Below are 22237 nucleotides of genomic sequence, written 5' to 3'. Positions count from 1 at the left end.
CGCCGCCGCGCCCCGGCGGGCGCCGTCTCCTGCTACCTGGTGGCCCGACGGACGCCTGGTGGCCCGACGGACGCCTGGTGGCCCGACGGACGCCTGGTGGCCCGACGGACGCCTGGTGGCCCGACGGACGCCTGGTGGGAGACGAAGGGCCCGGTGTCACCGCTCAGCGGCGACACCGGGCCCTTCGTCCACCTAGTGCGTCAGTCGGCGATCATGCGACGCAGGACGTACTGCAGGATGCCGCCGTGCCGGTAGTAGTCCGCCTCGCCCGGGGTGTCGATGCGGAGCACCGCGTCGAACTCGACGCCGGTGTCGGTGCTGACCCTGACCGTGCGCGGGGTGTCGCCGTCGTTCAGCGCGGTCACCCCGGCGACGGAGAAGGTCTCCGTGCCGGTGAGGCCGAGCGACTCGGCGGTCTCGCCCGCCGGGAACTGCAACGGGAGCACACCCATGCCGATCAGGTTCGAGCGGTGGATCCGCTCGTACGACTCGGCGATGACCGCCTTGACCCCGAGCAGCATGGTGCCCTTGGCCGCCCAGTCCCGCGACGAACCGGAGCCGTACTCCTTGCCGGCCAGGACGACCAGCGGGATGCCCGCCTCCTGGTAGGCCACCGAGGCGTCGTAGATCGAGCTCTGCTCGCCGGTCAGGTGGTTGACCGTGAAGCCGCCCTCCACCCCCGGGACGAGCTGGTTACGCAGCCGGATGTTGGCGAAGGTGCCCCGGATCATCACCTCGTGGTTGCCCCGGCGGGAGCCGTACGAGTTGAACTCGTGGCGCGGCACGCCGTGCTCGGCGAGGTACGTGCCGGCGGGCGAGTCGGCCTTGATGGAGCCGGCCGGCGAGATGTGGTCGGTGGTCACCGAGTCGCCCAGCTTGGCCAGCACCCGGGCCGAATCGATGTCGGAGACAGGTGCCGGCAGCCGCTCCATGCCCTCGAAGTACGGGGGCTTACGGACGTAGGTGGACTCGCCCTCCCAGGCGAACGTGTCGCCGGTCGGGGTGGGCAGCGACTGCCAGCGCTCGTCGCCGGCGAAGACGTCCGCGTACGCGGCGCTGAAGCCGGTGGCGCCGATCGCCGAGGCGATGACGTCCTGGATCTCGGCGCTGTCGGGCCAGATGTCACGCAGGAACACCGGGTTGCCCTCGGTGTCCTCGCCGATCGGCTCGTTGGCCAGGTCGATGTCCATCGTGCCGGCCAGCGCATACGCGACCACCAGCGGCGGGGACGCCAGGTAGTTCATCTTGACGTCCGGGTTGATCCGGCCCTCGAAGTTCCGGTTGCCGGAGAGCACGGAGACGACGGCCAGGTCGGCCTCGTTGACCGCGGCGGAGACCTCCTCCGGCAGCGGGCCGGAGTTGCCGATGCAGGTGGTGCAGCCGTAGCCGACCAGGTGGAAGCCGAGCTTCTCCAGGTAGGGCGTGAGGCCGGCCCGCTCGTAGTAGTCCATGACGACCTTGGAACCCGGGGCCAGGGTGGTCTTCACCCACGGCTTGCGGGACAGGCCCTTGTCGACGGCGTTGCGCGCCAGCAGGGCCGCGCCGATCATCACCTGCGGGTTCGAGGTGTTGGTGCAGGAGGTGATCGCGGCGATCACCACGGCGCCGTGGTCCAGCTCGTACTCGACGCCGTCGGCGGAGGTGACCCGGGTCGGGTTGCTGGCGCGCCCGCCGGAGCCGACCGCCGCCGTCTCCAGGTCACGCGGCGCGTCGGCCGGGTCGCTGACCCCGTTCGCCGGGGAGTCGCTGGCCGGGAAGGACTCGGCGCTCGCCTCGTCGGCGTGGCCCCGCACGCCGAACGGCTTCTCCTGCTGCGGCACGCCCGGCTTGCGGCCACGGTCGCCGCCGGTCTCGTCGGCGGCCACGTAGTCGGTCAGCGCCGAACGGAACAGCGTCTTGGCGTTGCCCAGCGGGACCCGGTCCTGCGGGCGCTTCGGGCCGGCCAGGGACGGCTCGATCGTGCCCAGGTCCAGCTCCAGGCGCTCCGAGTACTCCGGCTCGGCGTCCGGGTCGTGCCAGAGGCCCTGCTCCTTGGCGTACGCCTCGACGAGCGCGACCTGCGCGGCGTCGCGGCCGGTCAGCTTGAGGTAGCGGACGGTCTCGGCGTCGATCGGGAAGATCGCGACGGTGGAGCCGTACTCCGGCGACATGTTGCCGATGGTGGCCCGGTTGGCCAGCGGCACGGCGCTCACGCCCGGCCCGTAGAACTCGACGAACTTGCCGACGACGCCGTGCTTGCGCAGCATCTCGGTGATGGTGAGCACCAGGTCGGTGGCGGTGGTGCCGGCCGGCATCTCGCCGGAGAGCTTGAAGCCCACCACGCGCGGGATCAGCATGCTGACCGGCTGGCCGAGCATGGCGGCCTCGGCCTCGATGCCGCCGACGCCCCAGCCGAGCACGCCCAGGCCGTTGACCATCGTGGTGTGCGAGTCGGTGCCGACCACCGTGTCCGGGTACGCCTGGCCGTTGCGCTCCATGATCGTCCGGGCCAGGTACTCGATGTTGACCTGGTGCACGATGCCGGTGCCCGGCGGGACCACCTTGAACTCGTTGAACGCGCTCTGGCCCCAGCGCAGGAACTGGTAGCGCTCCTTGTTGCGCTCGTACTCCAGCTCGACGTTGCGCTCGAAGGCGTCCGCGCGCCCGAACAGGTCGGCGATGACGGAGTGGTCGATGACCAGCTCCGCCGGGGCGAGGGGATTCACCTTGGTGGCGTCGCCGCCGAGGTCGCGTACGGCCTCCCGCATGGTGGCCAGGTCGACCACGCAGGGCACACCGGTGAAGTCCTGCATGAGCACCCGCGCGGGGGTGAACTGGATCTCCACGCTCGGGTCGGCGCCGGAGTCCCAGGCGCCGAGCTGCCGGATGTGGTCGGCGGTGATGTTCGCGCCGTCCTCGGTCCGCAGCAGGTTCTCCAGGAGGACCTTCAGGCTGTAGGGGAGCCGTTCGTGGCCCTCCACCTTGTTGATCTTGAAAATCTCGTAGCTCGCGTCTCCGACGCGTAGCTGGGTCTTCGCACCGAAGGTGTCGAGGCTCGCCACGTCGTACTCCTTCACACCAGCGACCGTGAGTAGTCCTGAGCAGTCTGTCGCACCGGTCGGGGCGTCGCCGTGGTTAGGGGACACTTACCGCCGATTCTCATCAACAAAACCGTACGTCCGTCTTGCTAACTTCGCAACCTCGCGCCATCGTTCGGGACGAGGAGGCGCCACCATGATCCATCACGCGCGGCTAGCCGGCCCGCGCGGCTCCGGGGGGCCGTCCCGGCTCCCGTGCGCCCCCACCCTCAGGCCGTCTCGGCTCCCGTGCGCCCCCACCGTCAGGCCGTCCTGGCTCCCGTCCGCCCCCGATCCTGAGGGTGGCCGTCCCGGCTCCCGTCCGCCCCTGGTCTGAGGATGGCCGGGCGGCGGGGCATGCCGAAAGGGCCGGCCCCCGGGGTGGGGGCCGGCCCTCGTCGTGTGCGTGTGGTGGGTCAGGCGGTGTAGCCGCGGGTGGCGATCCAGTCGGCGAGGTTGTTGACGCTCATGCGGTAGGAGGCCTGGTGGGGGTTGGCGGAGTCGGCGATGGTGACGGTGTTGCCGTTGTCGCGGTAGCCGACGACGCTGATGTAGTGGCCGCCTTCGAAGGCGTGGGTGGTGCCGTCGGTGTCGGTGGCGGTGCCGGCGATGTTGGCGACGATGGCGTGGCCTTCGTCGATGGCGGTGACGATGTCGGTGCGCAGCTTGTCGGTCTGCTTGTCGTCGGCCTTGGTGCCGGGGATCTCGACGGACTGGTAGGCGTCCTTGCCGGTTTCCTTGTTCAGGATGGGGGTGATGTCGTTGATGGAGTCGGTGCCGGCTTCGGTGGTGCCCATGCGCTGGGCCATGCCGTGTACGTCGATGTTCTTGCCCTGCACGCTCAGGGCGTTGCGGGCGGCGGCGGGGCCGCAGTAGTAGAAGTTGGGCTGGGCTTCGTAGCGCACGCCCAGTTCCCGCTCGTGCTGCTTGCGGTCCTGGGTGACGGGCTTGGCCTCGGCGGGTGCGGCGAAGGCGGTGGCGGGGCCGGCGATGGCGCCGCCGGTGACGGCGAGCCCGGCCACGGTCAGTGCGGTCCTGCGGAAGATGTCGGTACGCATGATGGTGGCACCTTTCGATCGGGGGTACGCGACACCCACCAAGGGGGGTGGGGGCGTCGCGGGCGAAGGGAAAGGTCAAACTCAGGGGGCGTCCCGGCGGGGCCGGGGCCTGGGTTGCGGGGGATGTAACGACGCGGGTCCGGCCGGCATTCCGGGCCGTCGCCCGGGCGTCGGGAGGGCTGCGGGGGGTCACGCGCTCACGATGGTTACAACGACCCGGGCCCCCGACCCATGCCCGCCCGGCCGGTGACCCCGACCACCACAAAAGCCCACGAAGCGGACGCGCTGGCCGAATGCGTCGGCCCCGAACCGGACGCCGCCCCCCGAAACGCCGCCCGCCCGGCAACCGGCACCGCAAACGCGAGGTGGACGCATCGTGATCAGGACGCCATGGACGTCATCCGGCGGTTTAAGGTCCATGGCGTCCTGATCACGATGGCGGAGCATCGTCGACGGCAGCGGACGCCCGCCCCCGCGGAGGAAGCTTCTCGGGGCTTGGCCCGGTCCTAGCGGTTGCGCGCCGGAGGGCAGGAGTAGCGGTGCGGCAGGGGGGTTCCGGGCGGGGTGGCGGGAGTAGCGGGGCGGGGCGGGGGTGGCGGGAGCAGCGGGGCGGCGGGGGTTCCGGGCGGGCGGGGCGGTTGCGACCATGACGGGCATGGAGATCTGGAACAACCCGTCCTGCTCGAAGTGCGTCACCGCCCGCGCCGCGCTCGACGAGGCCGGGGTCGGGTACGCGGTACGCCCGTACCTGGACCGGCCGCCGAGCGCGGCGGAGCTGACCGAGGTGCTGCGCCGACTCGCCGCCCGTCCCTGGGACGTCTGCCGGACACAGGAGCCCGCCGCAGTGGCCCTGGGCATGGCCGGGTGGCCGAGGGACGAGGCGGCCGAGCCGCGCTGGATCGCGGCGATGGTGGCCGCCCCCGAGTTGATCCAGCGGCCCCTGCTGCTACTCGACGACGGGGGCGCGCTCGTGGGGCGTACCGCCGGCGCGCTGGCGGAGGCGGTGCGCCGCACCGGCCCGGTGCCCGGCACCGCTCTGGCGCCCGGCACCGGCCCGGTGCCCGGTACCGGCGCAGGGCCTGGCACCGGCGCAGGGGCTGGCACCGGCTCGGAGGTCGGGTAGCGGCGCGGGGCCTGGTACCGGCTCGGGGGCTGGCACCGGCTCGGGGTCCGGTAGCGGCTCGGGGTCCGGTAGCGGCGTGGCGGCCCGTTGCGGTGCGGGGCCGGTGGGGTAGCGCGTTTCCGGGCGGGCGCGGTGGGAATGCGCCGAACGCCGACGGGCGACCGTACGTCGGATAGGAGGGTCGGATGCGGCACCAGGATCTGTCCACCGCCACCCCGAAGCGGCTCACCCCCGTTGCCGGGGCGCCCCTGTGGTGCGACGCGCGGGAGTTCGGGCTGCGCGGCGACGGCGTGACGAACGACCAGCCGGCGCTCGCCGCCCTGGTCGACCGCCTCGGCGAGGGCTACGCCGCCGACGGGCGCGCCCGGGTCATCCACTGCCCGCCGGGGATCTACTCGATCCGTGACGCCGGCACGGTCTGGCGCAGCGGGGTGTCGCTGATCGGCGCGGGACCGGGGGCGACGCGGTTCCTGCTCAGCAACGCCGGCAACCGGGCGGACCCGACCCCGCTGGCCTTCTGGACCACCGTGCAGCACGGCGCGAGCCGCGACCGGTACATCGCGGACTGCACCTTCGCGGACTTCGAGATCGACGGCTCCGGTGTGGCCATGGTCGAGTACGACTATCTCGCCAAGGGGCTCGGCCTCCAGTACGTGGTGCGTGGGGTGTTCCGCAACCTCTACATCCACCACACCGGGGCGACGGGCCTCGGCTGCGACTTCCTGCAGGACAGCCTGATCGACGGCGTGGTCGTGGTCGGCTGCGGTCGGCTCGACAACGGCGAGGAGATGGGCGGGGCCGGCATCGGCGTCGGTATCGGTGGGTGGGGAGACGTGGAGCGGCTCACCATCGCCAACTGCACCGCCGTCGGCAACGGCACCAACGGCATCTTCCTCGAACTGCAGAAGGACTACTGGACGCCGCCGCGCGGCTACCGCATCGTCGGCTGCCACAGCCAGGCGAACCGCTTCGGCATCTCCGACTGGGGCGCCGACGGCCTGATCGTCTCCGCCTGCACCCTGACGGGCAACCTGGAGGCGGGTTTCGACGTCTCCGGCAACGGCACGGCGGGGGTGGCCGGCCGGGGCGGCATCATCAGCGACTGCGTCGTCGACCGCAACGTGCGCGACGGGATCAGCGTGGGCAACACGCCCGGCCCGTACACGGTCCGCGGGAACCGGATCAGCGCCAACGGCACTCACGGCTACCACCAGCACGACCTCGGGCACGGCGGCCCGCAGGTGGCGGCGGGCGTGGTCCTCGACGGCAACGACTTCTGGGACAACGGCCTGGACGCGATCCGCATCGACCGGCCGATGACCGACGCGATGGTGGTGAACAACCGGATCCGCAACAACGGCCGGCGGTGCGCCCCGGCCGCCACCGGCGGTGGCGAGTCGGTGCGCTACCACCACCGGTCCGTCACCGACCGCGCCGCGCACTGGCCGCACGACGGGCACCGGGGCAAGGTGGTGCGGGTCGGGTCCCGGATGGCGGTGGTGGTGTCCAACACCGACACCGACCTGACCCTCGCCGAGGTGCGGGCGGATTCACCCACCGGCTGGAACGAGGACACGCCGCCGCCCGGCGCGTCGTACGAGCTGCCGGCGGCCCCGCCGATCCGGGCCGGCCTCACCGTGAACGCGGCGTTCGACTCGGCCTCGGTGCGCGGTAACCGGATCTGGGACCACCGCGACGAGGCGACGCAGACCCACGGGATCTGGATCACCCCGGCCGGCAGTTGCGTGTCCTGCCGGATCGAGGACAACGACCTCGCCGGCAACGCCGCCGGGGCGGTGCGGCTCGATACCCCGCCGGTCGGCGGGCGCTGGGACCGCAACCACGAGGACGTGGACTGACGCCGGGGTCAGCGCCCGTCGTCGCTGGGTGTCGCCGCCTCCGCGTGCCGGTCGCGCAGCCGCGCCCGGATCTCCTCCGGCGTGTACGCCCGGCGGCGCCGCTCAGCCCGGGCGATGACCACCCCGGACGCCGCGACGCCGGCGAGACCGGCGAGCCCGAGTACCTTCCACCACCGCATCCGTTGCCGCATCCGCCTAGGGTAGACCCCCATGAGCATCAGCCTGGACGAGGCCGTGGAGCTGACCCGTACCGGCGACGTGTGGGTGTTCCGGGGGCGCAGCGTGCCGGATCGAGCCATCCAGTTCACCACCAACAGCCCGGTCAACCACGTCGGCATGGCGGTCGTGCTGGACGACATGCCGCCCCTGATGTGGCATGCGGAGCTGGGCAGGTCGCTGCCCGACATGTGGACGGGCACCCACCAGCGCGGCGTGCAGCTGCACGACCTGCGCGACGCCGTCTGCGTCTGGGCCAACCGGTACGGCCAGCGGGGCTGGCTGCGCCAGCTCGACCCGGCGGCCGACGCGGAGATGGAGAAGGCGGTGCTGCGCACGGTAGCCCGCCTCGACGGCACCCCGTTCCCGTCCACCGCCCAGCTCGCCTGGCGCTGGCTGCGCGGCCGGGTGCCTGCGGTGCGGCTGCCGGCGGCGGTGCGGCTGCCGGCGCTGCCCGGCCGGCAGCCGGAGCCCCTTCGCGCGCCCGCCGGCGGGTCCGGGCCTGGCCGCGCCGGTGCGGGGGACCGCGCGCTGGAGACGGCGTACTGCGCGGAGGTGGTCGCGGTGACCTACGAGGCCATGGGGCTGCTCCCGGCCGGGCGGCGTCCGAACTGGTACGACCCGGGGCGTTTCTGGAGCGGTGACGACCTCGGGCTCGCGGGCGGCGCCCGGCTCGGGGCCGAGATCGAGGTGCGGATCCCGCACTGAGGTTTGGCCAGCCGCCCGGGAGGCAATTGCTGTGCGCGTGAGAGCCTCCACCGACCTCGACATGCTGGCCGACTTCTTCGACCGGTACGGCGTGGCGCTGACCACCGGCGACGTGCCCGCGATCGCCGGCTGTTACGCCCTGCCGGGGCTGGTGGTCGCCGACACGTACAGCTTCTCGTTCAGCTCGCCGGCGGCGGTGGCGCTGTCCTTCGTGGGCGCGGCCCCCGACTACCAGGAACGCGAGCTGGTCGCGGCGCACGCGGCCATCGAGGACGTGCAGCCGGTGTCGGCGCTGCTGAGCATGGTCGCCGTCGAGTGGGAGTTCCTGGACAGCCAGGGCCGGGCGGTCCGTGGTGAGCGCTACCGCTACCTGCTGCGGGCCACCGATGACGGCCCCGTGATCTGTACCGTCCTGCGGACCGGCTGAGCGCGGACCGGCGGACTGTCGCGCCGGGTCGCCATGGACCGTTACGCTGCCCCGGGACATCCAGGTCCTTCGCTGCCCGCACGCGGGCGGGCTGGACGAGCGGGGGAGGGGGAGCATGCCCGGCACGCGCCACGGGTCGCGCACGTCCTACGGCACGACCGTCATCTCGTCCTCGCCGTGGATCGTGGTGTCCGTCGGCGTCGTCGTGATGGTGGTCCTGCTGGCCATCGCGCTCGGCAGCTACCGGGGGCGTGGCCCGTCGTACGAGGCGCGGCCCGGCCCGCCACTGCCCACGATCGGCCTGGCGGAGCCGGAACCGTCGGCGACCAGCCCGACGGCGACGCGGTCCCCGCAGCCGGCGGCCACGCCGTCGCGCCGGGCGACCGGCCGGCCCACTCCGCAGCGGTCCACGCCCGGGCGCGCCAGCGAACCGCCGTCGGCCACCCCCGCCCGCAGCCCCGACGCGGCGCTGATCGCGCCGCCACCGGCGCCCGCGACGACGGTGACCGGCCGGTACCGGTTGGTCGAGTCGCACGCCGCCGGCTTCGTCGGGGAGCTGCTGGTCAGCAACTCCTCGACGGCCAGCCTCGACTGGGCGGCGCGGCTCACCTTCGCGGACGGGCGACTGGTCACGGCGTGGGTCGAGGGCGCGGCGCAGGGCACGGCGCGGCGCATCGACGACGGCTTCACCTACCACAGCGGCCAGGACCTGCCCGGGGGTGCGTCGGCCACGCTGCGGTTCTACGTCGAGGGCGGGCAGGGCCGCCCGACGAACTGCACGGTCGACGGCGGCGCCTGCCGCCTCTAGCGTGCGGTCCATGGCGCTCACCCGCGCAGGATCGGTATGCGGAACGAGGGCCGGATGCGCGGCACCGCCCCGCATCCGCGACGGCTGGCGCGACTCGGATCTGTACGCCGTCCTCGCCGACGACTGAGCCCGGGGACGGCCCCGCCTCGGCGGACCGTCCTTGCAAGCCCACTGTCGTGTTACGACTTTGTTTGCAAGGTATTGCAGAACCTTTCGGTGAGGGCTAGCGTGCGGGCCAATCAGCGACCAGAGGAAGGCCGTCGATGAAACCCCCGCCCGCACCGCGCAGCACCCTGCTCGCCCTCGTCTCCCTGCTCACCCTCGCCCTCGTCGGCACCCCGGTCGCCGTACGCCCGGCCGGCGCCGCCCCCGCCGGGTCCGACCCGCTGAGCGCCGCCGGGTGGCGCAGCGAGCCCTCGGCGCAGGCGCTGCTCGCCGCCGGCAGCAACCAGGCCCGTGCCGAGCAGTTCTACTTCGTCCTGCCGGACCGGTTCGCCAACGGCGACCGGCGCAACGACACCGGCGGCCTCACCGGCGACCGGCTCGCCACCGGCCTCGACCCGGAGGACAAGGGCTTCTACCACGGCGGTGACCTCAGGGGCGTCATGGACCGCCTCGACTACATCGAGGGGCTCGGCACGACCGCCATCTGGCTCGCCCCCATCTTCAAGAACCGTCCGGTGCAGGGCACCGGGGCCGACGTCTCCGCCGGGTACCACGGCTACTGGATCACCGACTTTACCCAGGTCGACCCGCACTTCGGCACCAAAGAGGACCTCAAGCGGCTGGTCGCGCTCGCCCACCGGCGGGGGATCAAGGTCTATCTCGACGTCATCGTCAACCACACCGCCGACGTCATCACCTACGCCGAGGACAAGTACAGCTACGTGGACAAGACGACGTCGCCGTACACCGACGCGCGGGGCCGTCCCTTCGAGGACCGCAACTACGCCGACGGCAGCCGGGGCTTCCCGAACGTGGACACCACGTCGTTCCCGTACACCCCGACGTTCGCCAACCCGGCCGACGCGAAGGTCAAGGTCCCGGCGTGGCTGAACGACCCGACGATGTACCACAACCGGGGCGACTCCACCTTCGCCGGGGAGAACAGCGAGTACGGCGACTTCTTCGGCCTCGACGACCTGTGGACCGAGCGCCCCGAGGTGGTGCGCGGCCTGACCAAGGTCTACGCCGACTGGGTGGCGTCCACCGGCGTCGACGGCTTCCGGCTGGACACCGTCAAGCACACGAACCTCGACTTCTGGCCGCAGTTCAGCCAGGGCGTCGAGCGCGCCGCCGCGCGCGCCGGCAAGAAGGACTTCTTCATGTTCGGCGAGGTCTACAGCGCCGACCCGGAGATCACCTCGACCTACGTGCGGCGCGGCGGCCTGCCGGCCACCCTCGACTTCGCCTTCCAGGAGGCGGCGCGCGGCTACACCGCCGGCGACGGCTCCGCCAGGGCGCTCGCCGACGTGTACGCCCGCGACGACCTCTACCGCGCCCGCGACACCGACGCGGGCCGGCTGACCACCTTCCTCGGCAACCACGACATGGGTCGCATCGGCTCGTTCATCGCCGGCGGCGGCACCGACCCGGCCACCCACCTGCGCCGCGACCAGCTCGCCCACGAGCTGATGTTCCTCACCCGGGGCCAGCCGGTCGTCTACTCCGGCGACGAACAGGGCTTCACCGGGCCGGGCGGCGACAAGGACGCCCGGCAGGACATGTTCGCCTCCCGCACGCCGGACTACCTCGACGACGACCTGCTCGGCACCGACCGCACCCACGCCAGCGACCGGTTCGACAGCGCCCACCCGCTCTACCGGACCATCGCCGAGCTGGGCGCGTTGCGCCGGGCGCACCCGGCGCTGCGCGACGGCGTGCAGGTCGGCCGGTACGCCGCCGACGGCCCCGGTGTCTTCGCGTTCTCCCGGATCGACCCGAAGCAGCGCACCGAGTACGTCGTGGCGGTGAACAACGCCGCGACGGCGCAGACGGTCACCGTGGACACCTGGTCGGCCGGCGCCACCTTCACCGGCGTGCACGGCGCGTCGGCCGCACCGGTCGCCGGCACGGACGGCCGGCTCACCCTGACCGTGCCGCCGCTGTCGGCCGTGGTGCACCGCGCCGGCACGCCGATCGCGTCTCCCGACGCCGCGCCCCGGCTCACCCTCACCGCCCCGGCGCCCGGCGAGCCCGTCGCCACGAGGGCCGCCGTCACCGCGCAGGTCACCGGGGACCCGCTGGCCACGGTCACCGTCGCCGCCCGGGTCGCCGGCGGCCGGTGGACGCTGCTCGGCAGCGCCGAGACGGCCCCCTACACCGTGCACCACGACCTGACCGGGCTGGCCGGCGGCACGCGGATCGAGTACAAGGCCGTCGTCCGCGACGGGAAGGGCCGCACCGCGAGTGCCCGGTCCACCGCAACCGTGGGCACCCCGCCCACGGCCGCCTCCCGCGACTGGGCGCTCGTGCACTACCAGCGCCCCGCCGGCGGCTACGACGACTGGGGCCTCCACGCCTGGGGCGACATCGACCCCGCGTACGCCACGGAGTGGCCCAAGGGGCAGCCGTTCGCCGGGGAGGACTCCTACGGCCGGTTCGCCTGGGTGAAGCTCAAGCCGGGCGCGAAGTCGGTCGGATTCCTGGTGGTCGACAAGTCCGGGAACAAGGATGTGGGACAGGATCGGACGATCGACGTGACGAGGACCGGGGAGGTCTGGGTGAAACAGGGCGACCCGGCGACCTACCCGAGCCGGCAGGCCGCCACCGGCGAGCCCGACCCGCCGGTCGCCGACGGCACCGCCGTCATCCACTACCGCCGCGCCGACGGCAACTACGCCGGCTGGGGGCTGCACCTGTGGGACGGCGCGGCGAACCCGACGGACTGGGCCGCCCCGCTCGCCCCGGAGCGCGTCGACGCCTTCGGCGCGGTCTTCCGGGTGCCGCTCGCGGCCGGGGCCACCGGGCTGAGCTACATCATCCATTCCGGCGACGAGAAGGACCTGCCGACCGACCAGCGGCTCGACTTCGCCAGCGCCGGCCGCGAGGTGTGGCTGCTCGCCGGCACACCCGGACGGCTGCTGCCGTCCACCGTCTCCGGCGCCGCCCGCGACGTCGACATCACGAAGCAGAAGGCGCACTGGATCGACCGCTCGACCGTCGCCTGGCAGGCCGGGCCCACCGACGGCCGGACGTACGCCCTGGTGGCCGCCCCGGCCGGCGGGGTCACCGTCGTCGACGGCGAGCTGGCCGGGACGTACACCACGCTGCCGTTGGCCGCGCAGCGCAACGGGCTGACCGAGGCCCAGCGCGCGGCCTTCCCGCACCTGTGGGCGTACGGCGCCCTCACGCTCGACCGGCGGGACCTGGCGAAGGTCCCGGCGGCCCTGCGCGGGCAGCTCCTGGTGACCGAGCGGGACGCCGAGGGCGACCTGCTCGCCGCGACGGGCGTGCAGATCCCCGGCGTGCTCGACGACGTCTACGCCCGGGCCACCGACGCGCGGCTCGGGCCGACCTTCGCCGGCAGGGTGCCGACGCTCGCGCTCTGGGCACCGACGGCGCGGCAGGTGTCGTTGCAGCTCTTCGACTCGCCGACCGCGACGCCGAGGACGGTGGCGATGCGCCGGGACGACCGCACCGGCGTCTGGTCGGTACGCGGCGCCCGCGACTGGACCGGCCGGTACTACCGCTACCAGGTGCAGGCGTGGCAGCCGGCGGCGCAGCAGGTGGTCACCGCCGCCGTGACCGACCCGTACTCGCTGGCGCTGGCGCCCGACTCCACGCACAGCCAGATCGTGGACCTCGCCGACCCGGCGCTCGCGCCGCCCGGCTGGGCGCGGCTGCGCAAGCCGGCGGCGGTGCCGGCGGCGAAGGCGCAGATCTCCGAGCTGTCCGTGCGGGACTTCTCCATCGCCGACGCCACGGTGCCGGCCGAGCGGCGGGGCACCTACCTCGCCTTCACCGACCCGGGCACCGCCGGCATGAAGCACCTGAAGGCGCTCGGCGACGCCGGGGTGACGCATCTGCACCTGCTGCCCGCGTTCGACTTCGCCACGATTCCCGAGCGCCGCGCCGACCAGCGGCAGCCGGCCTGCGACCTGGCCGCGCTGCCGCCGGACTCCGAACAGCAGCAGCGGTGCGTCGCGGCCGTGGCCGACACCGATGGCTACAACTGGGGGTACGACCCGCTGCACTACACCGTGCCGGAGGGTGGCTACGCCGTCGACCCGGCCGGCGCGAAGCGCACCACCGAGTTCCGGCGGATGGTGGCCGGCGTCAACGGCGCCGGGCTGCGGGTGGTGATGGACGTCGTCTACAACCACACCTCGGCGGCGGGCGTCGACGAGAAGTCGGTGCTCGACCAGATCGTGCCCGGCTACTACCACCGGCTGCTCGACGACGGTGCCGTCGCCAACTCCACGTGCTGCGCCAACACCGCCCCCGAGCAGGCCATGATGGGCAAGCTGGTGGTGGACTCCCTGGTCACCTGGGCCCGGGCGTACAAGGTGGACGGCTTCCGGTTCGACCTGATGGGCCACCACCCGAAGGCGAACATCCTGGCCGTACGCGAGGCGCTCGACGAGCTGACCGTCGCCCGCGACGGCGTCGACGGCAGGAAGATCCTGCTCTACGGCGAGGGCTGGAACTTCGGCGAGGTGGCGAACGACGCCCGGTTCACGCAGGCCACCCAGGCCAACATGGCCGGCACCGGGATCGGCACCTTCAACGACCGGCTGCGCGACGCGGTGCGTGGCGGCGGGCCGTTCGACGCCAACCCCCGGGTGCAGGGCTTCGCCTCCGGCCTGTTCACCGACCCCAACGGCGACGACGTGAACGGCTCCGCGGCCGAGCAGCGGGCCCGGCTGCTGCACCAGCACGACCTGATCAAGGTGGGGCTGACCGGCAACCTGCGCGGCTACCGGTTCACCGACTCGGCGGGCCGGCAGGTGACCGGGGCGCAGGTCGACTACAACGGCTCGCCCGCCGGCTACACCGCCGCGCCGGGGGAGGCGGTCACCTACGTCGACGCGCACGACAACGAGATCCTGTACGACGCGCTGGCGTACAAGCTGCCGCAGGACACCCCGGCGGCGGACCGGGCCCGGATGCAGGTGCTGGCGCTGAGCACGGTGGTGATGGGGCAGGGCACGGGCTTCGTCACCACGGGCACCGAGCGGCTGCGCTCCAAGTCGCTGGACCGCAACTCGTACAACTCCGGTGACTGGTTCAACCAGATCCGCTGGGACTGCGCGCAGGGCAACGGCTTCGGCGCCGGCCTGCCGCCCGAGCAGGACAACCGCGACAAGTGGCCGTACGCCAGGCCGCTGCTGGCCGATCCGGCGCTGGTCCCCGACTGCGCGGCGATCAACCTGGCCGACGCCCGGTACGCCGAGCTGCTGCGGATCCGGGCCTCCTCGCCGGTCTTCGGGCTGAGCACGGCCCAGCAGGTGCAGAAGCGGGTCGCCTTCCCGCTCTCCGGCACGGGCGAGACCCCGGGCGTGCTCACCATGACGCTCGACGGCCGGGGCCTCGACGGGCGGTGGAAGTCGGTGACTGTGGTCTTCAACACCACCCCGGACACGGCGCGGCAGCGGCTGCTCGGGCTGCGCGGGGCGGACGTCGCGCTGCACCCGGTGCTGCGGACCTCGGCGGACGAGGCGCTGCGGGCGGCCTCCTTCGACCGCGCCAGCGGCACGTTCACCGTGCCGGCGCGCAGCGTGGCGGTCTTCGTGCAGCGCTGAACCTGGGCGCACGGGGCCGGCTTCTTTCGTCTCGCGGTCGGTGGGAGCTGGTGCTCCGTTCCGGTCCGCTCAGCCCTGGCAGTTGGTGATCGCGGTGCCAGCGCAGTTGTTCGGGTTGTTGCGGAACACCAGCGTCCGGACGTCGATGGTGGCGACGCCGCCGTTGAAGATGCCGCCACCGGTGCTGCCGGCCTGGTTCTCGGTGATGATGCCGCGCTGGACGACGAGCGTCGCCCCGGCGGCGTTGTAGATGCCGCCACCGGCGTTGGCGGCCTGGTTGCGCAGCACGACGCTGTCGGACAGCGTGAGGGTGCCGCCGTTGTAGATGCCCCCGCCGTTGGTGCCGGCGACGTTGCCGAAGAACGTGGTGCCGTTGTGCTGCTCCGCCTTCTTCTCGTACTCGACGCCGACCGGGCCGGCCTGCTTGCCGCCGTCGGCCTGCTTGCCGCCGTCGGCCTGCTTGCGGCCGTCGGCCTGCTTCTTGCCGTCGCCGCTGTCGCCCTTTTCGCCGCTGCCGCCCTTGCCGCCCTTGCTGTCCTTCTCCTTGGCGGCTTCGCCCCGGTACTGCTCGGACAGCTCGGTCGACCACCGGTCGTCACCGGGCAGGATCGTCGTGGTGGTACCGGCGCCGGTGTACAGGCCGGCACCGGCGAGGATCGCCGTGTTCTGCACGAACTTGACGTCGCGCAGCTGGAGCGTGGCCCCCGTGTTGGCGATACCGCCACCGTTGCCCAGCGCGACGTTCAGCCGGAAGGTGCTGTCGCTGACGTCGGCGGAGCCACCGGTCAGCAGCAGGCCGCCGCCGTTGCCGGCGGTCTGGTTGCCGACGAACTGGCTCTTGCGGATGGTCACCGATCCGGCGGCGCTGGCGATCGCACCGCCACCTGAGGGTGCCGGGCTCTGGGCCCGGTTCCCCTCGAAGTAGGACTTCTCCACCGTCAGGGTGCCGGTGTTGTACACCGCGCCGCCGCTGGCTCCGGCGTTGTTGAGGGTGAAGCTGGTGTCCTTCAGGGCGGTGGTGCCCAGGTTGGTGATCGCGCCGCCGTTGACCCCGGCGGTGGACGCGTTGTTCTGGGTCAGCTTGACGTCCTTCAGCTCGGCCCGCCCACCGGCCTGGACCAGCAGCGCCCCGCCGCCGGGGGCGGCGGTGACCAGGCCGTTGCGCAGGGTCGTGTCGCTCAGGCGCAGGCTGCCCCCGGCGTTGACCTGGAAGATGCGGAACAGGGTCGGTGCCGCGCTGGCCAGGTCGAAGGCCCGTTCGAGGACCGAGTGCTCACCCAGGATGGTGATGTCGGTGGTGATCGGGGGCAGCGCGTTGCTGCCGGTCGCCGTGGCGGTGCCGTTGCGCAGCTCGTACCGGCAGTTGCGGGCCAGCTTGAGCGTGCCACCGAACTGCTGGTTCGCCTCGTTGATGGCGGCGAACAGGGCGGTGACGTCGCACGGCACGGATGTGACGCGCCTGCCGTCCTGCCCGGAGTGGCCACCGTCGCGTCCGTCCCAGCCGTTGCCCGAGCCGTCCTTCTGGCCCTGCTTTCCGCCGAGATCATCGGACCGACCGTCGGCGCTGGCGTTGGTGGCGGCCAACATGCCCAGGCTGACCATGCCGGTCAGACCGGCGACGCTGATGGCGAGCCACTTCTTACGGCGGTTGCTCGACGCCGGGTTGGCGGCGTCGGTCTTCTTAAGGTGATTGGACATCGGAGCTCTCTGCCCTCTCCTCGCATCAGACAAGGTCGCTCGCCGCGGCGAGGCGCCCCTTGGCTACAAATCGGTTGTAGCTGCAGAAATCACCGTAGAAGAGCTTTTTTCGCTTCGCGGGCATATCCGATAAAAACCCGCATTAGATGTCCGAGGCGGCCCTGGGCGGAGCAGACGGGACTCGAGGCGCGCGGCGCACCCCAGGGACGGAAGGGCGCGTACGGGGCGGTACGGATCGGGGCCTGTGCCCGGACTCGTCGTCCGCGGCGCAGGCCCCGCGCTATGTGGATCAGCCGACACCGGAGGTGGCGTCGACGTGGCTCGCCGGCGGTGCCGGCGACTGGAACGGTGGATGGATCGGTGCCGACAGGTCGTGCCGTTGAAAACACCGTAGCGACCGAACCGCCCCCAAGGCGGACGTATCCGAAGAAACTCCTTATTCGGCGCTTTACCCCCGTCTCCGGGACGAGCGTCGCCGCCCCCGTCAGTCCGGCAGGCGCGGGCCCGCCTCGCGCTGCTCGGCCAGCCACGTCTCCACCTCGCCGGCCGCGCGCGGCAGGCCGGCGGAGAGGTTCACCGCGCCGGCCGCCGTGACCAGGATGTCGTCCTCGATCCGGATCCCCATGCCACGCAGCTCCGCGGGGACCAGCTCGTCCTCGGGCTGGAAGTAGAGGCCGGGCTCGACCGTGAGCACGTGGCCCGCGCGCAGCATGCCGTCCCGGTACGTCTCCCGGCGGGCGTTCGCGCAGTCGTGCACGTCGAGGCCGAGCATGTGGCTGGTGCCGTGCAGCGTCCAGCGCCGGTAGACCGTCGACCGCCCGTCCATCGCCTCGTCCACGCCCACCGGCAGCAGGCCCAGGTCGGAGAGCGCCTGGGCGAGCACGCGCATGGCCGTCAGGTGGACCTCCTGGAACGCCACGCCCGGCCGGATGGCGTCGATGCCGGCCTGCTGCGCGGCGTGCACCGCGTCGTAGACCTGGCGTTGCAGCGGGGTGAACCGGCCGTCCACCGGCAGCACCCGGGTGACGTCGGCCGTGTAGAGGTTGCGGTTCTCCACGCCCATGTCCATCAGCAGCAGCTCACCCGGGCGCGTCGCGCCGTGGTTGTGCACCCAGTGCAGGATCGTGGCGTGTTCGCCGGCGCCGACGATCGAGCCGTAACCGACGTCGTTGCCGTCGTGCCGGGCGCGCAGCGCGAAGATCCCCTCCAGCAGGCGTTCCGAGACGCCCCGGTCCGCCGGCAATGCCCGCGCCACGTCCTCGAACCCGCGGACCGTAGCGTCGACCGCGTCCTGGAGCTGGGCGATCTCCCACTCGTCCTTGACCAGCTTCAGCTCCGAGATGGCGATCGCCAGTTCCCGGTCTCGGCCCGGCCGGCCCTCGGCGCGGCCACCGTCGTAGGGGTGCACCGACGCGTCCACCCGCGCGTCGAAGCCGCGCAGCACGCGCGTACGCCCCGGCGCCAGGTCGGCCAGCGTCGTCTCCAACTCCACCAGGTCGGCCGTCGGCAGGCCCAGTTCGGTCGACTTCTCGGCCAGCGTGTGCCGCCGGCCGACCCACAGCTCGCCGTTGCGGCTGCGGAAGAACTCGTCGGTCAACCGGGACGAGCGGGGCCGCAGGTAGAGCGTCGCGTCGTGACCCGTCCCGTCCGGCCGCATGACGAGCACGCTGTCCGGGTCGTGGTCGCCCGTCAGGTAGACGAAGTCGCTGCCGGGCCGGAACGGGTGGGCGGTGTCGTTGGCGCGTACCTTCTCGCCGCCGGACGGGATCACCAGCGTCTCGCCCGGGAAGGCCGCCGAGAGCGCCGCGCGCCTCCTGGCGTGGTCCGGCGCCTCCGGCCGCGGCCCGACCGACAGGGCGGTGTCCCGCCAGCCCTGCCGCATGAACGTCAGGAACGCCTCGGGGAAGTCCGGGTCGTGCGACCCGGTGCCGTCCGCCGGCCCGGCGGGTTCCTCGTTCATGCTGGCTCCCTTCGCGTCGTTGCAGCTCAGAACGCTACCGCGCGGCGTTCGGGGTCGTCCCGGGCGGGATCGGGCGGGTGGCGCGACCCACGGCGCGGGCCCCGTGGGCGGGGCGCCGACGACTGCCCAGGGGACGGGGCCGGCCACGCAGCGTTGCCGTCGGCGAGAGCCCAGCGGTGCCGCGACGCCCGCGCGGGCCGCGTGGAAAGATGGCCATCATGTGCGGACTCCTGGCCTTCTTCAGTGCGCGCGGCGACGCCGCCGCCCACCGCGACAACATCGCCGGGGCGTTGGAATGCCTGCACCACCGCGGCCCGGACGAGACCGGTGTCGAGGTGGTCGGCGACGCCTCCGGCCGGTACGCGGACGGGGTGTTCGCGCACAAGCGGCTCGCCATCATCGACGTGGCCTCCAGCCAGGAGCCGCTGCCCTACGCGAACGGGCGTTACCTGCTCACCTTCAACGGTGAGATCTACAACTACATCGAGCTGCGTGAGCAACTGGCCCGGGAGTTCGGCGCGCAGTTCGCCACCGCCGGTGACGGTGAGGTGATCGTCGCCGGCTACCACTTCTGGGGCGAGCAGGTGCTGACCCGGTTGCGGGGCATGTTCGCCTTCGTCATCTGGGACCGGCAGGAACGCCGGGCGTTCGGCGGCCGGGACTACTTCGGCATCAAGCCGATGCACTACCTGGAGACCGCCGACGGCCTCTACCTGGCCTCGGAGAAGAAGGCGCTGCTGCCCTTCGCGCACTCCAACTACCAGGGCGACGCCGGCATCGACGCGGCCAACCTCAGCCACTACCTGACCCTGCAGTACGTGCCCGAGCCCGGCACCCTGCACAAGGGGATCAACCGGATCGGCTCCGGGGAATACCTGACCTGGACCCCGGGTGGGCGCATCGACGTGCGCCGGTGGTACCGCCCGGTGTTCCGGCCCACCCCGGTCGACGACGAGCAGCGGCTCTACCACGAGATCCGGGAGACGCTGCGGGAGAGCGTCCGGATGCACATGCGCTCCGACGTGCCGGTGGGCTCGTTCCTCTCCAGCGGCATCGACTCGACCGCGGTGGTGGCCCTGGCCCGCGAGTTCAACCCGAACATCCTCACCTTCACCGTCGGCTACGACGTGCCGGGCTACTCGGAGATCGACGTCGCCCAGGACTCGGCCCAGCACCTCGGCGTGACGATCATGCCCACCAAGATCGGGCCGTACGACATGATCGAGGCGCTGCCGAAGATCGTCTGGCACCTGGACGACCCGGTGGCCGACCCGGCGCTGGTGCCCCTCTACTTCGTGGCGAAGAAGGCCGCCGAGCACGTCACGGTGGTGCTCTCCGGGGAGGGCGCCGACGAGTTCTTCGGCGGTTACACCATCTACCGGGAGCCGCTGTCGTTGAGTTCGGTCAACGGGCTGCCGGGCGGGATGCAGAAGGGCCTGCGGGCGGTCTCCAAGGCCATCCCGCAGGGGGTCAAGGGCAAGAGCTTCCTGGAGCGCGGCACCACCCCGATCGAGGAGCGCTACTACGGCAACGCCCGGATGTTCACCGAGGAGGAGAAGCGGCACCTGATGCGCCGCTACGACCCCTCGGTGCGCTACACCGACGTCACCGCCCCCATCTACGCCGAGTGCACCGAGCTCGACGACGTCACCAAGATGCAGTACGTCGACCTCTACACGTGGCTGCGCGGCGACATCCTGGTCAAGGCCGACCGGATCTCGATGGCCCACTCGCTCGAGGTGCGGGTGCCCTTCCTGGACCGGGCCGTCTTCGACGTGGCGTCGAGGATCCCGGTGGACCTGAAGCTGCCACCGCGGACCGACGCCACCAAGTACGCGATGCGTCAGGCCCTGCAGGGCGTGGTGCCGCCGGCCATCGTCAACCGCAGGAAGCTGGGCTTCCCGACCCCGACCCGGGTCTGGCTGCGCGGCGAGATGTACGAGTGGGCCCGGCACGTGCTGTCCACCTCCGGCGCCGGTGACCTGCTCGACCTGTCGTACGCGATGCGGCTGCTGGAGGAGCACAAGCGGGAGGAGGCCGACCACTCCCGCAAGATCTGGACGGTGTTGATCTTCTGCATCTGGCACGCCATCTTCGTCGCCAAGACCCTCGACCCGGGCATCCAGCGCAACCAGTCCGCCCTGCTCACCAAGCCGGTGGTCGGCTCCATGGTCCGCTGACCCCTCCGGGCCGGACCCGCCCCGGACCGGTTGTCGATCAGGAGGTTCGCGCCACCGGAAGCGATTCCGGTGGCGCGAACCTCCTGATCATTGTCGGGCCGGTGGGGCGGGGTGCGTCAGCTGCCGGAGCAGGTGACCGTGGGCAGGGTGTTGGTGCCGTTGGTGGTGGCCACGAAGCCGAAGGTCGCGGTGCCCTCCGGTGCGAGCACGCCGTTGTGTGCCGCGTTGGTCACGGCGACAGTGGCACCGGAGCCGTTCAGCGTGCCGTTCCACAGGTTGTTGATGCGCTGCCCGCTGGGCCACGTCCAGTTTGCCGTCCAGCCCGACCATGCCGACGCGGTGTGATTCATGATCATGACTTCGCCCTGGAAGCCACCGTTCCAGGAGCCGACGACCTTGTAGACCGCCATGCAGTCCCCGCTGTGCGGCGGCGGCGTGGTCGGGTTGGGCGGCGGGGTCGTCGGGTTGGGCGGAGGAGTGGTCGGGTTGGGCGGCGGGGTCGTCGGGTTGGGTGTGGGCGGCGGCGTGCCGCCGGGGCCGACGCCGGTCACCTCGCCGTTGCCGCCGTCGAAGGTGACGTCCGAGCAGCCGAAGAAGTTCTCCTGGCTGTCCGAGCGCACCCACCGCGAGTAGATGACGTGCCGGCCGCTCTTGTTGGTGGGCAGGTTGCCGCTGAAGTAGTAGTGCCCGTCGTTGGTGCCGACCCCGCCGCGCTGCGGCGGGTTCGTCACCGTCAGGAACGGCTCCTCCAGGTCACTCCAGGCCAGCGGCCGGTCCGGGCGCCAACTGTCCTTGGTCACATAGAAGTAGAACGTGCCCGGGTGGTGGGCCCAGTTGCTGTAGCGGAACTCCATGTTGGCCCCGGCGGTGAGGTGGGTCAGCGGCCAGTCCGTGCGGGCCAGGTCGAAGCCGGTGTAGCCGGGGTTGCCGCCGCTGCACAGCTTGCCGTCCGGGATGAAGCCGACGGTCCGGCCGCCGGCGTCGGAGCGCAGCACGCTGAACCAGTTGTAGAGCGAGTTGGCCCCGCTCTGGGCCACGGCGGCGGAGCAGGCCGGGTTGTTCGGGCGGATCTCACCGGTGCTGGAGAGGCCGTCCTTCCAGCACAGGAACGTCCGGCTGCCCGGGGTCATGGCGGTGCCGTGCGCGGCGGCGGGTTCGGGCCCCGCCGTCAGGGCGACGGCGGCACCCAGGAGGAGGGTGGCGGCCGCCGTGAGCAACGCGGCCGTACGCGATCGGTGGGACACGGGTTCTCCTCACTCGCGGGACGCGGACGCCCCGCGGGCAACGCGCGGGAGGCGGCCACGCCGGCCGCCCCGCTGCGACGCGGATACGACGGTCGCGGCGGACGTGCCCCGGCGCGGATGGCCGGCGTACGTGCGCCGTCGGTGGTCCGGCTCGCG

13 protein-coding genes are annotated in these 22237 nt (G+C 72.3%); 7 read left to right on the top strand and 6 right to left on the bottom strand.

Annotation, left to right across the window (positions count from 1 at the left end; genetic code table 11):
• Window positions 1-200: 200 nt before the first annotated feature.
• Together ACQ452_RS19080 and ACQ452_RS19075 are read right to left on the bottom strand one after the other, a co-directional pair.
• Complete coding sequence (locus ACQ452_RS19080; protein ID WP_433386465.1) at window positions 201-3056, bottom strand: aconitate hydratase; 2856 nt, start codon at window positions 3054-3056, stop codon at window positions 201-203.
• 416 nt (window positions 3057-3472) lie between these two features.
• Window positions 3473-4114 carry a C39 family peptidase gene (locus ACQ452_RS19075; protein WP_433386463.1) on the bottom strand — a complete coding sequence of 214 codons (642 nt, stop codon included), beginning with the start codon at window positions 4112-4114 and terminating at the stop codon, window positions 3473-3475.
• Between the two features lie 655 nt (window positions 4115-4769).
• On the opposite strand from ACQ452_RS19075, the gene ACQ452_RS19070 reads away from it, so the two are divergent.
• Together ACQ452_RS19070 and ACQ452_RS19065 are read left to right on the top strand one after the other, a co-directional pair.
• Window positions 4770-5237, top strand: a complete 468-nt coding sequence (locus ACQ452_RS19070; protein ID WP_433386461.1) for an ArsC/Spx/MgsR family protein — start codon at window positions 4770-4772, stop codon at window positions 5235-5237.
• 185 nt (window positions 5238-5422) lie between these two features.
• The gene (locus ACQ452_RS19065; RefSeq protein ID WP_433386459.1) at window positions 5423-7096 is read left to right on the top strand and encodes a right-handed parallel beta-helix repeat-containing protein; all 1674 of its coding nucleotides are present in this window, start codon (window positions 5423-5425) and stop codon (window positions 7094-7096) included.
• Window positions 7097-7104: 8 nt separating this feature from the next.
• On the opposite strand, the gene ACQ452_RS19060 is transcribed toward ACQ452_RS19065, so the two are convergent.
• Entirely contained in the window at window positions 7105-7287 is a 183-nt protein-coding gene (locus ACQ452_RS19060) for a hypothetical protein (RefSeq protein ID WP_433394495.1), read from the bottom strand.
• A 19-nt stretch (window positions 7288-7306) separates the two neighbouring features.
• On the opposite strand from ACQ452_RS19060, the gene ACQ452_RS19055 reads away from it, so the two are divergent.
• From ACQ452_RS19055 to pulA, 4 genes are all read left to right on the top strand, one after another.
• Entirely contained in the window at window positions 7307-8020 is a 714-nt protein-coding gene (locus tag ACQ452_RS19055) for a hypothetical protein (RefSeq protein ID WP_433386457.1), read from the top strand.
• A 37-nt stretch (window positions 8021-8057) separates the two neighbouring features.
• Window positions 8058-8447 carry a hypothetical protein gene (locus ACQ452_RS19050; RefSeq protein WP_433386455.1) on the top strand — a complete coding sequence of 130 codons (390 nt, stop codon included), beginning with the start codon at window positions 8058-8060 and terminating at the stop codon, window positions 8445-8447.
• A 115-nt stretch (window positions 8448-8562) separates the two neighbouring features.
• Entirely contained in the window at window positions 8563-9255 is a 693-nt protein-coding gene (locus ACQ452_RS19045; RefSeq protein WP_433386453.1) for a cellulose binding domain-containing protein, read from the top strand.
• A 263-nt stretch (window positions 9256-9518) separates the two neighbouring features.
• The gene (gene pulA, locus ACQ452_RS19040; protein ID WP_433386451.1) at window positions 9519-14999 is read left to right on the top strand and encodes a pullulanase-type alpha-1,6-glucosidase; all 5481 of its coding nucleotides are present in this window, start codon (window positions 9519-9521) and stop codon (window positions 14997-14999) included.
• A 69-nt stretch (window positions 15000-15068) separates the two neighbouring features.
• Here pulA and ACQ452_RS19035 read toward each other — a convergent pair whose 3' ends face one another.
• Complete coding sequence (locus ACQ452_RS19035) at window positions 15069-16697, bottom strand: hypothetical protein (RefSeq protein WP_433386449.1); 1629 nt, start codon at window positions 16695-16697, stop codon at window positions 15069-15071.
• 484 nt (window positions 16698-17181) lie between these two features.
• Window positions 17182-18657, bottom strand: coding sequence for an aminopeptidase P family protein (locus ACQ452_RS19030; RefSeq protein WP_433386447.1), 1476 nt, complete (start codon window positions 18655-18657; stop codon window positions 17182-17184).
• A gap of 218 nt (window positions 18658-18875) precedes the next feature.
• On the opposite strand from ACQ452_RS19030, the gene asnB reads away from it, so the two are divergent.
• Complete coding sequence (asnB, locus tag ACQ452_RS19025) at window positions 18876-20837, top strand: asparagine synthase (glutamine-hydrolyzing) (RefSeq protein WP_433386446.1); 1962 nt, start codon at window positions 18876-18878, stop codon at window positions 20835-20837.
• Window positions 20838-20953: 116 nt separating this feature from the next.
• On the opposite strand, the gene ACQ452_RS19020 is transcribed toward asnB, so the two are convergent.
• Complete coding sequence (locus tag ACQ452_RS19020) at window positions 20954-22081, bottom strand: lytic polysaccharide monooxygenase (protein ID WP_433386445.1); 1128 nt, start codon at window positions 22079-22081, stop codon at window positions 20954-20956.
• Window positions 22082-22237: the final 156 nt, after the last annotated feature.

It is taken from the genome of Micromonospora sp. KLBMP9576, from assembly GCF_050941805.1.
Taxonomy (GTDB): domain Bacteria; phylum Actinomycetota; class Actinomycetes; order Mycobacteriales; family Micromonosporaceae; genus Micromonospora.
The sequence above is the reverse complement of the archived record's forward strand: the minus strand, read 5'-3'. Positions and strand labels throughout refer to the sequence as shown.

Excerpts from the sequence above, each read along its gene's own strand:
- ACQ452_RS19075 (WP_433386463.1), bottom strand. The coding sequence starts at position 4,114 with ATGCGTACCGACATCTTCCGCAGGACCGCACTGACCGTGGCCGGGCTC.
- ACQ452_RS19070 (WP_433386461.1), top strand. The coding sequence starts at position 4,770 with ATGGAGATCTGGAACAACCCGTCCTGCTCGAAGTGCGTCACCGCCCGC.
- ACQ452_RS19065 (WP_433386459.1), top strand. The coding sequence starts at position 5,423 with ATGCGGCACCAGGATCTGTCCACCGCCACCCCGAAGCGGCTCACCCCC.
- ACQ452_RS19060 (WP_433394495.1), bottom strand. The coding sequence starts at position 7,287 with ATGCGGCAACGGATGCGGTGGTGGAAGGTACTCGGGCTCGCCGGTCTC.
- ACQ452_RS19055 (WP_433386457.1), top strand. The coding sequence starts at position 7,307 with ATGAGCATCAGCCTGGACGAGGCCGTGGAGCTGACCCGTACCGGCGAC.
- ACQ452_RS19045 (WP_433386453.1), top strand. The coding sequence starts at position 8,563 with ATGCCCGGCACGCGCCACGGGTCGCGCACGTCCTACGGCACGACCGTC.
- pulA (WP_433386451.1), top strand. The coding sequence starts at position 9,519 with ATGAAACCCCCGCCCGCACCGCGCAGCACCCTGCTCGCCCTCGTCTCC.
- ACQ452_RS19035 (WP_433386449.1), bottom strand. The coding sequence starts at position 16,697 with ATGTCCAATCACCTTAAGAAGACCGACGCCGCCAACCCGGCGTCGAGC.
- ACQ452_RS19030 (WP_433386447.1), bottom strand. The coding sequence starts at position 18,657 with ATGAACGAGGAACCCGCCGGGCCGGCGGACGGCACCGGGTCGCACGAC.
- asnB (WP_433386446.1), top strand. The coding sequence starts at position 18,876 with ATGTGCGGACTCCTGGCCTTCTTCAGTGCGCGCGGCGACGCCGCCGCC.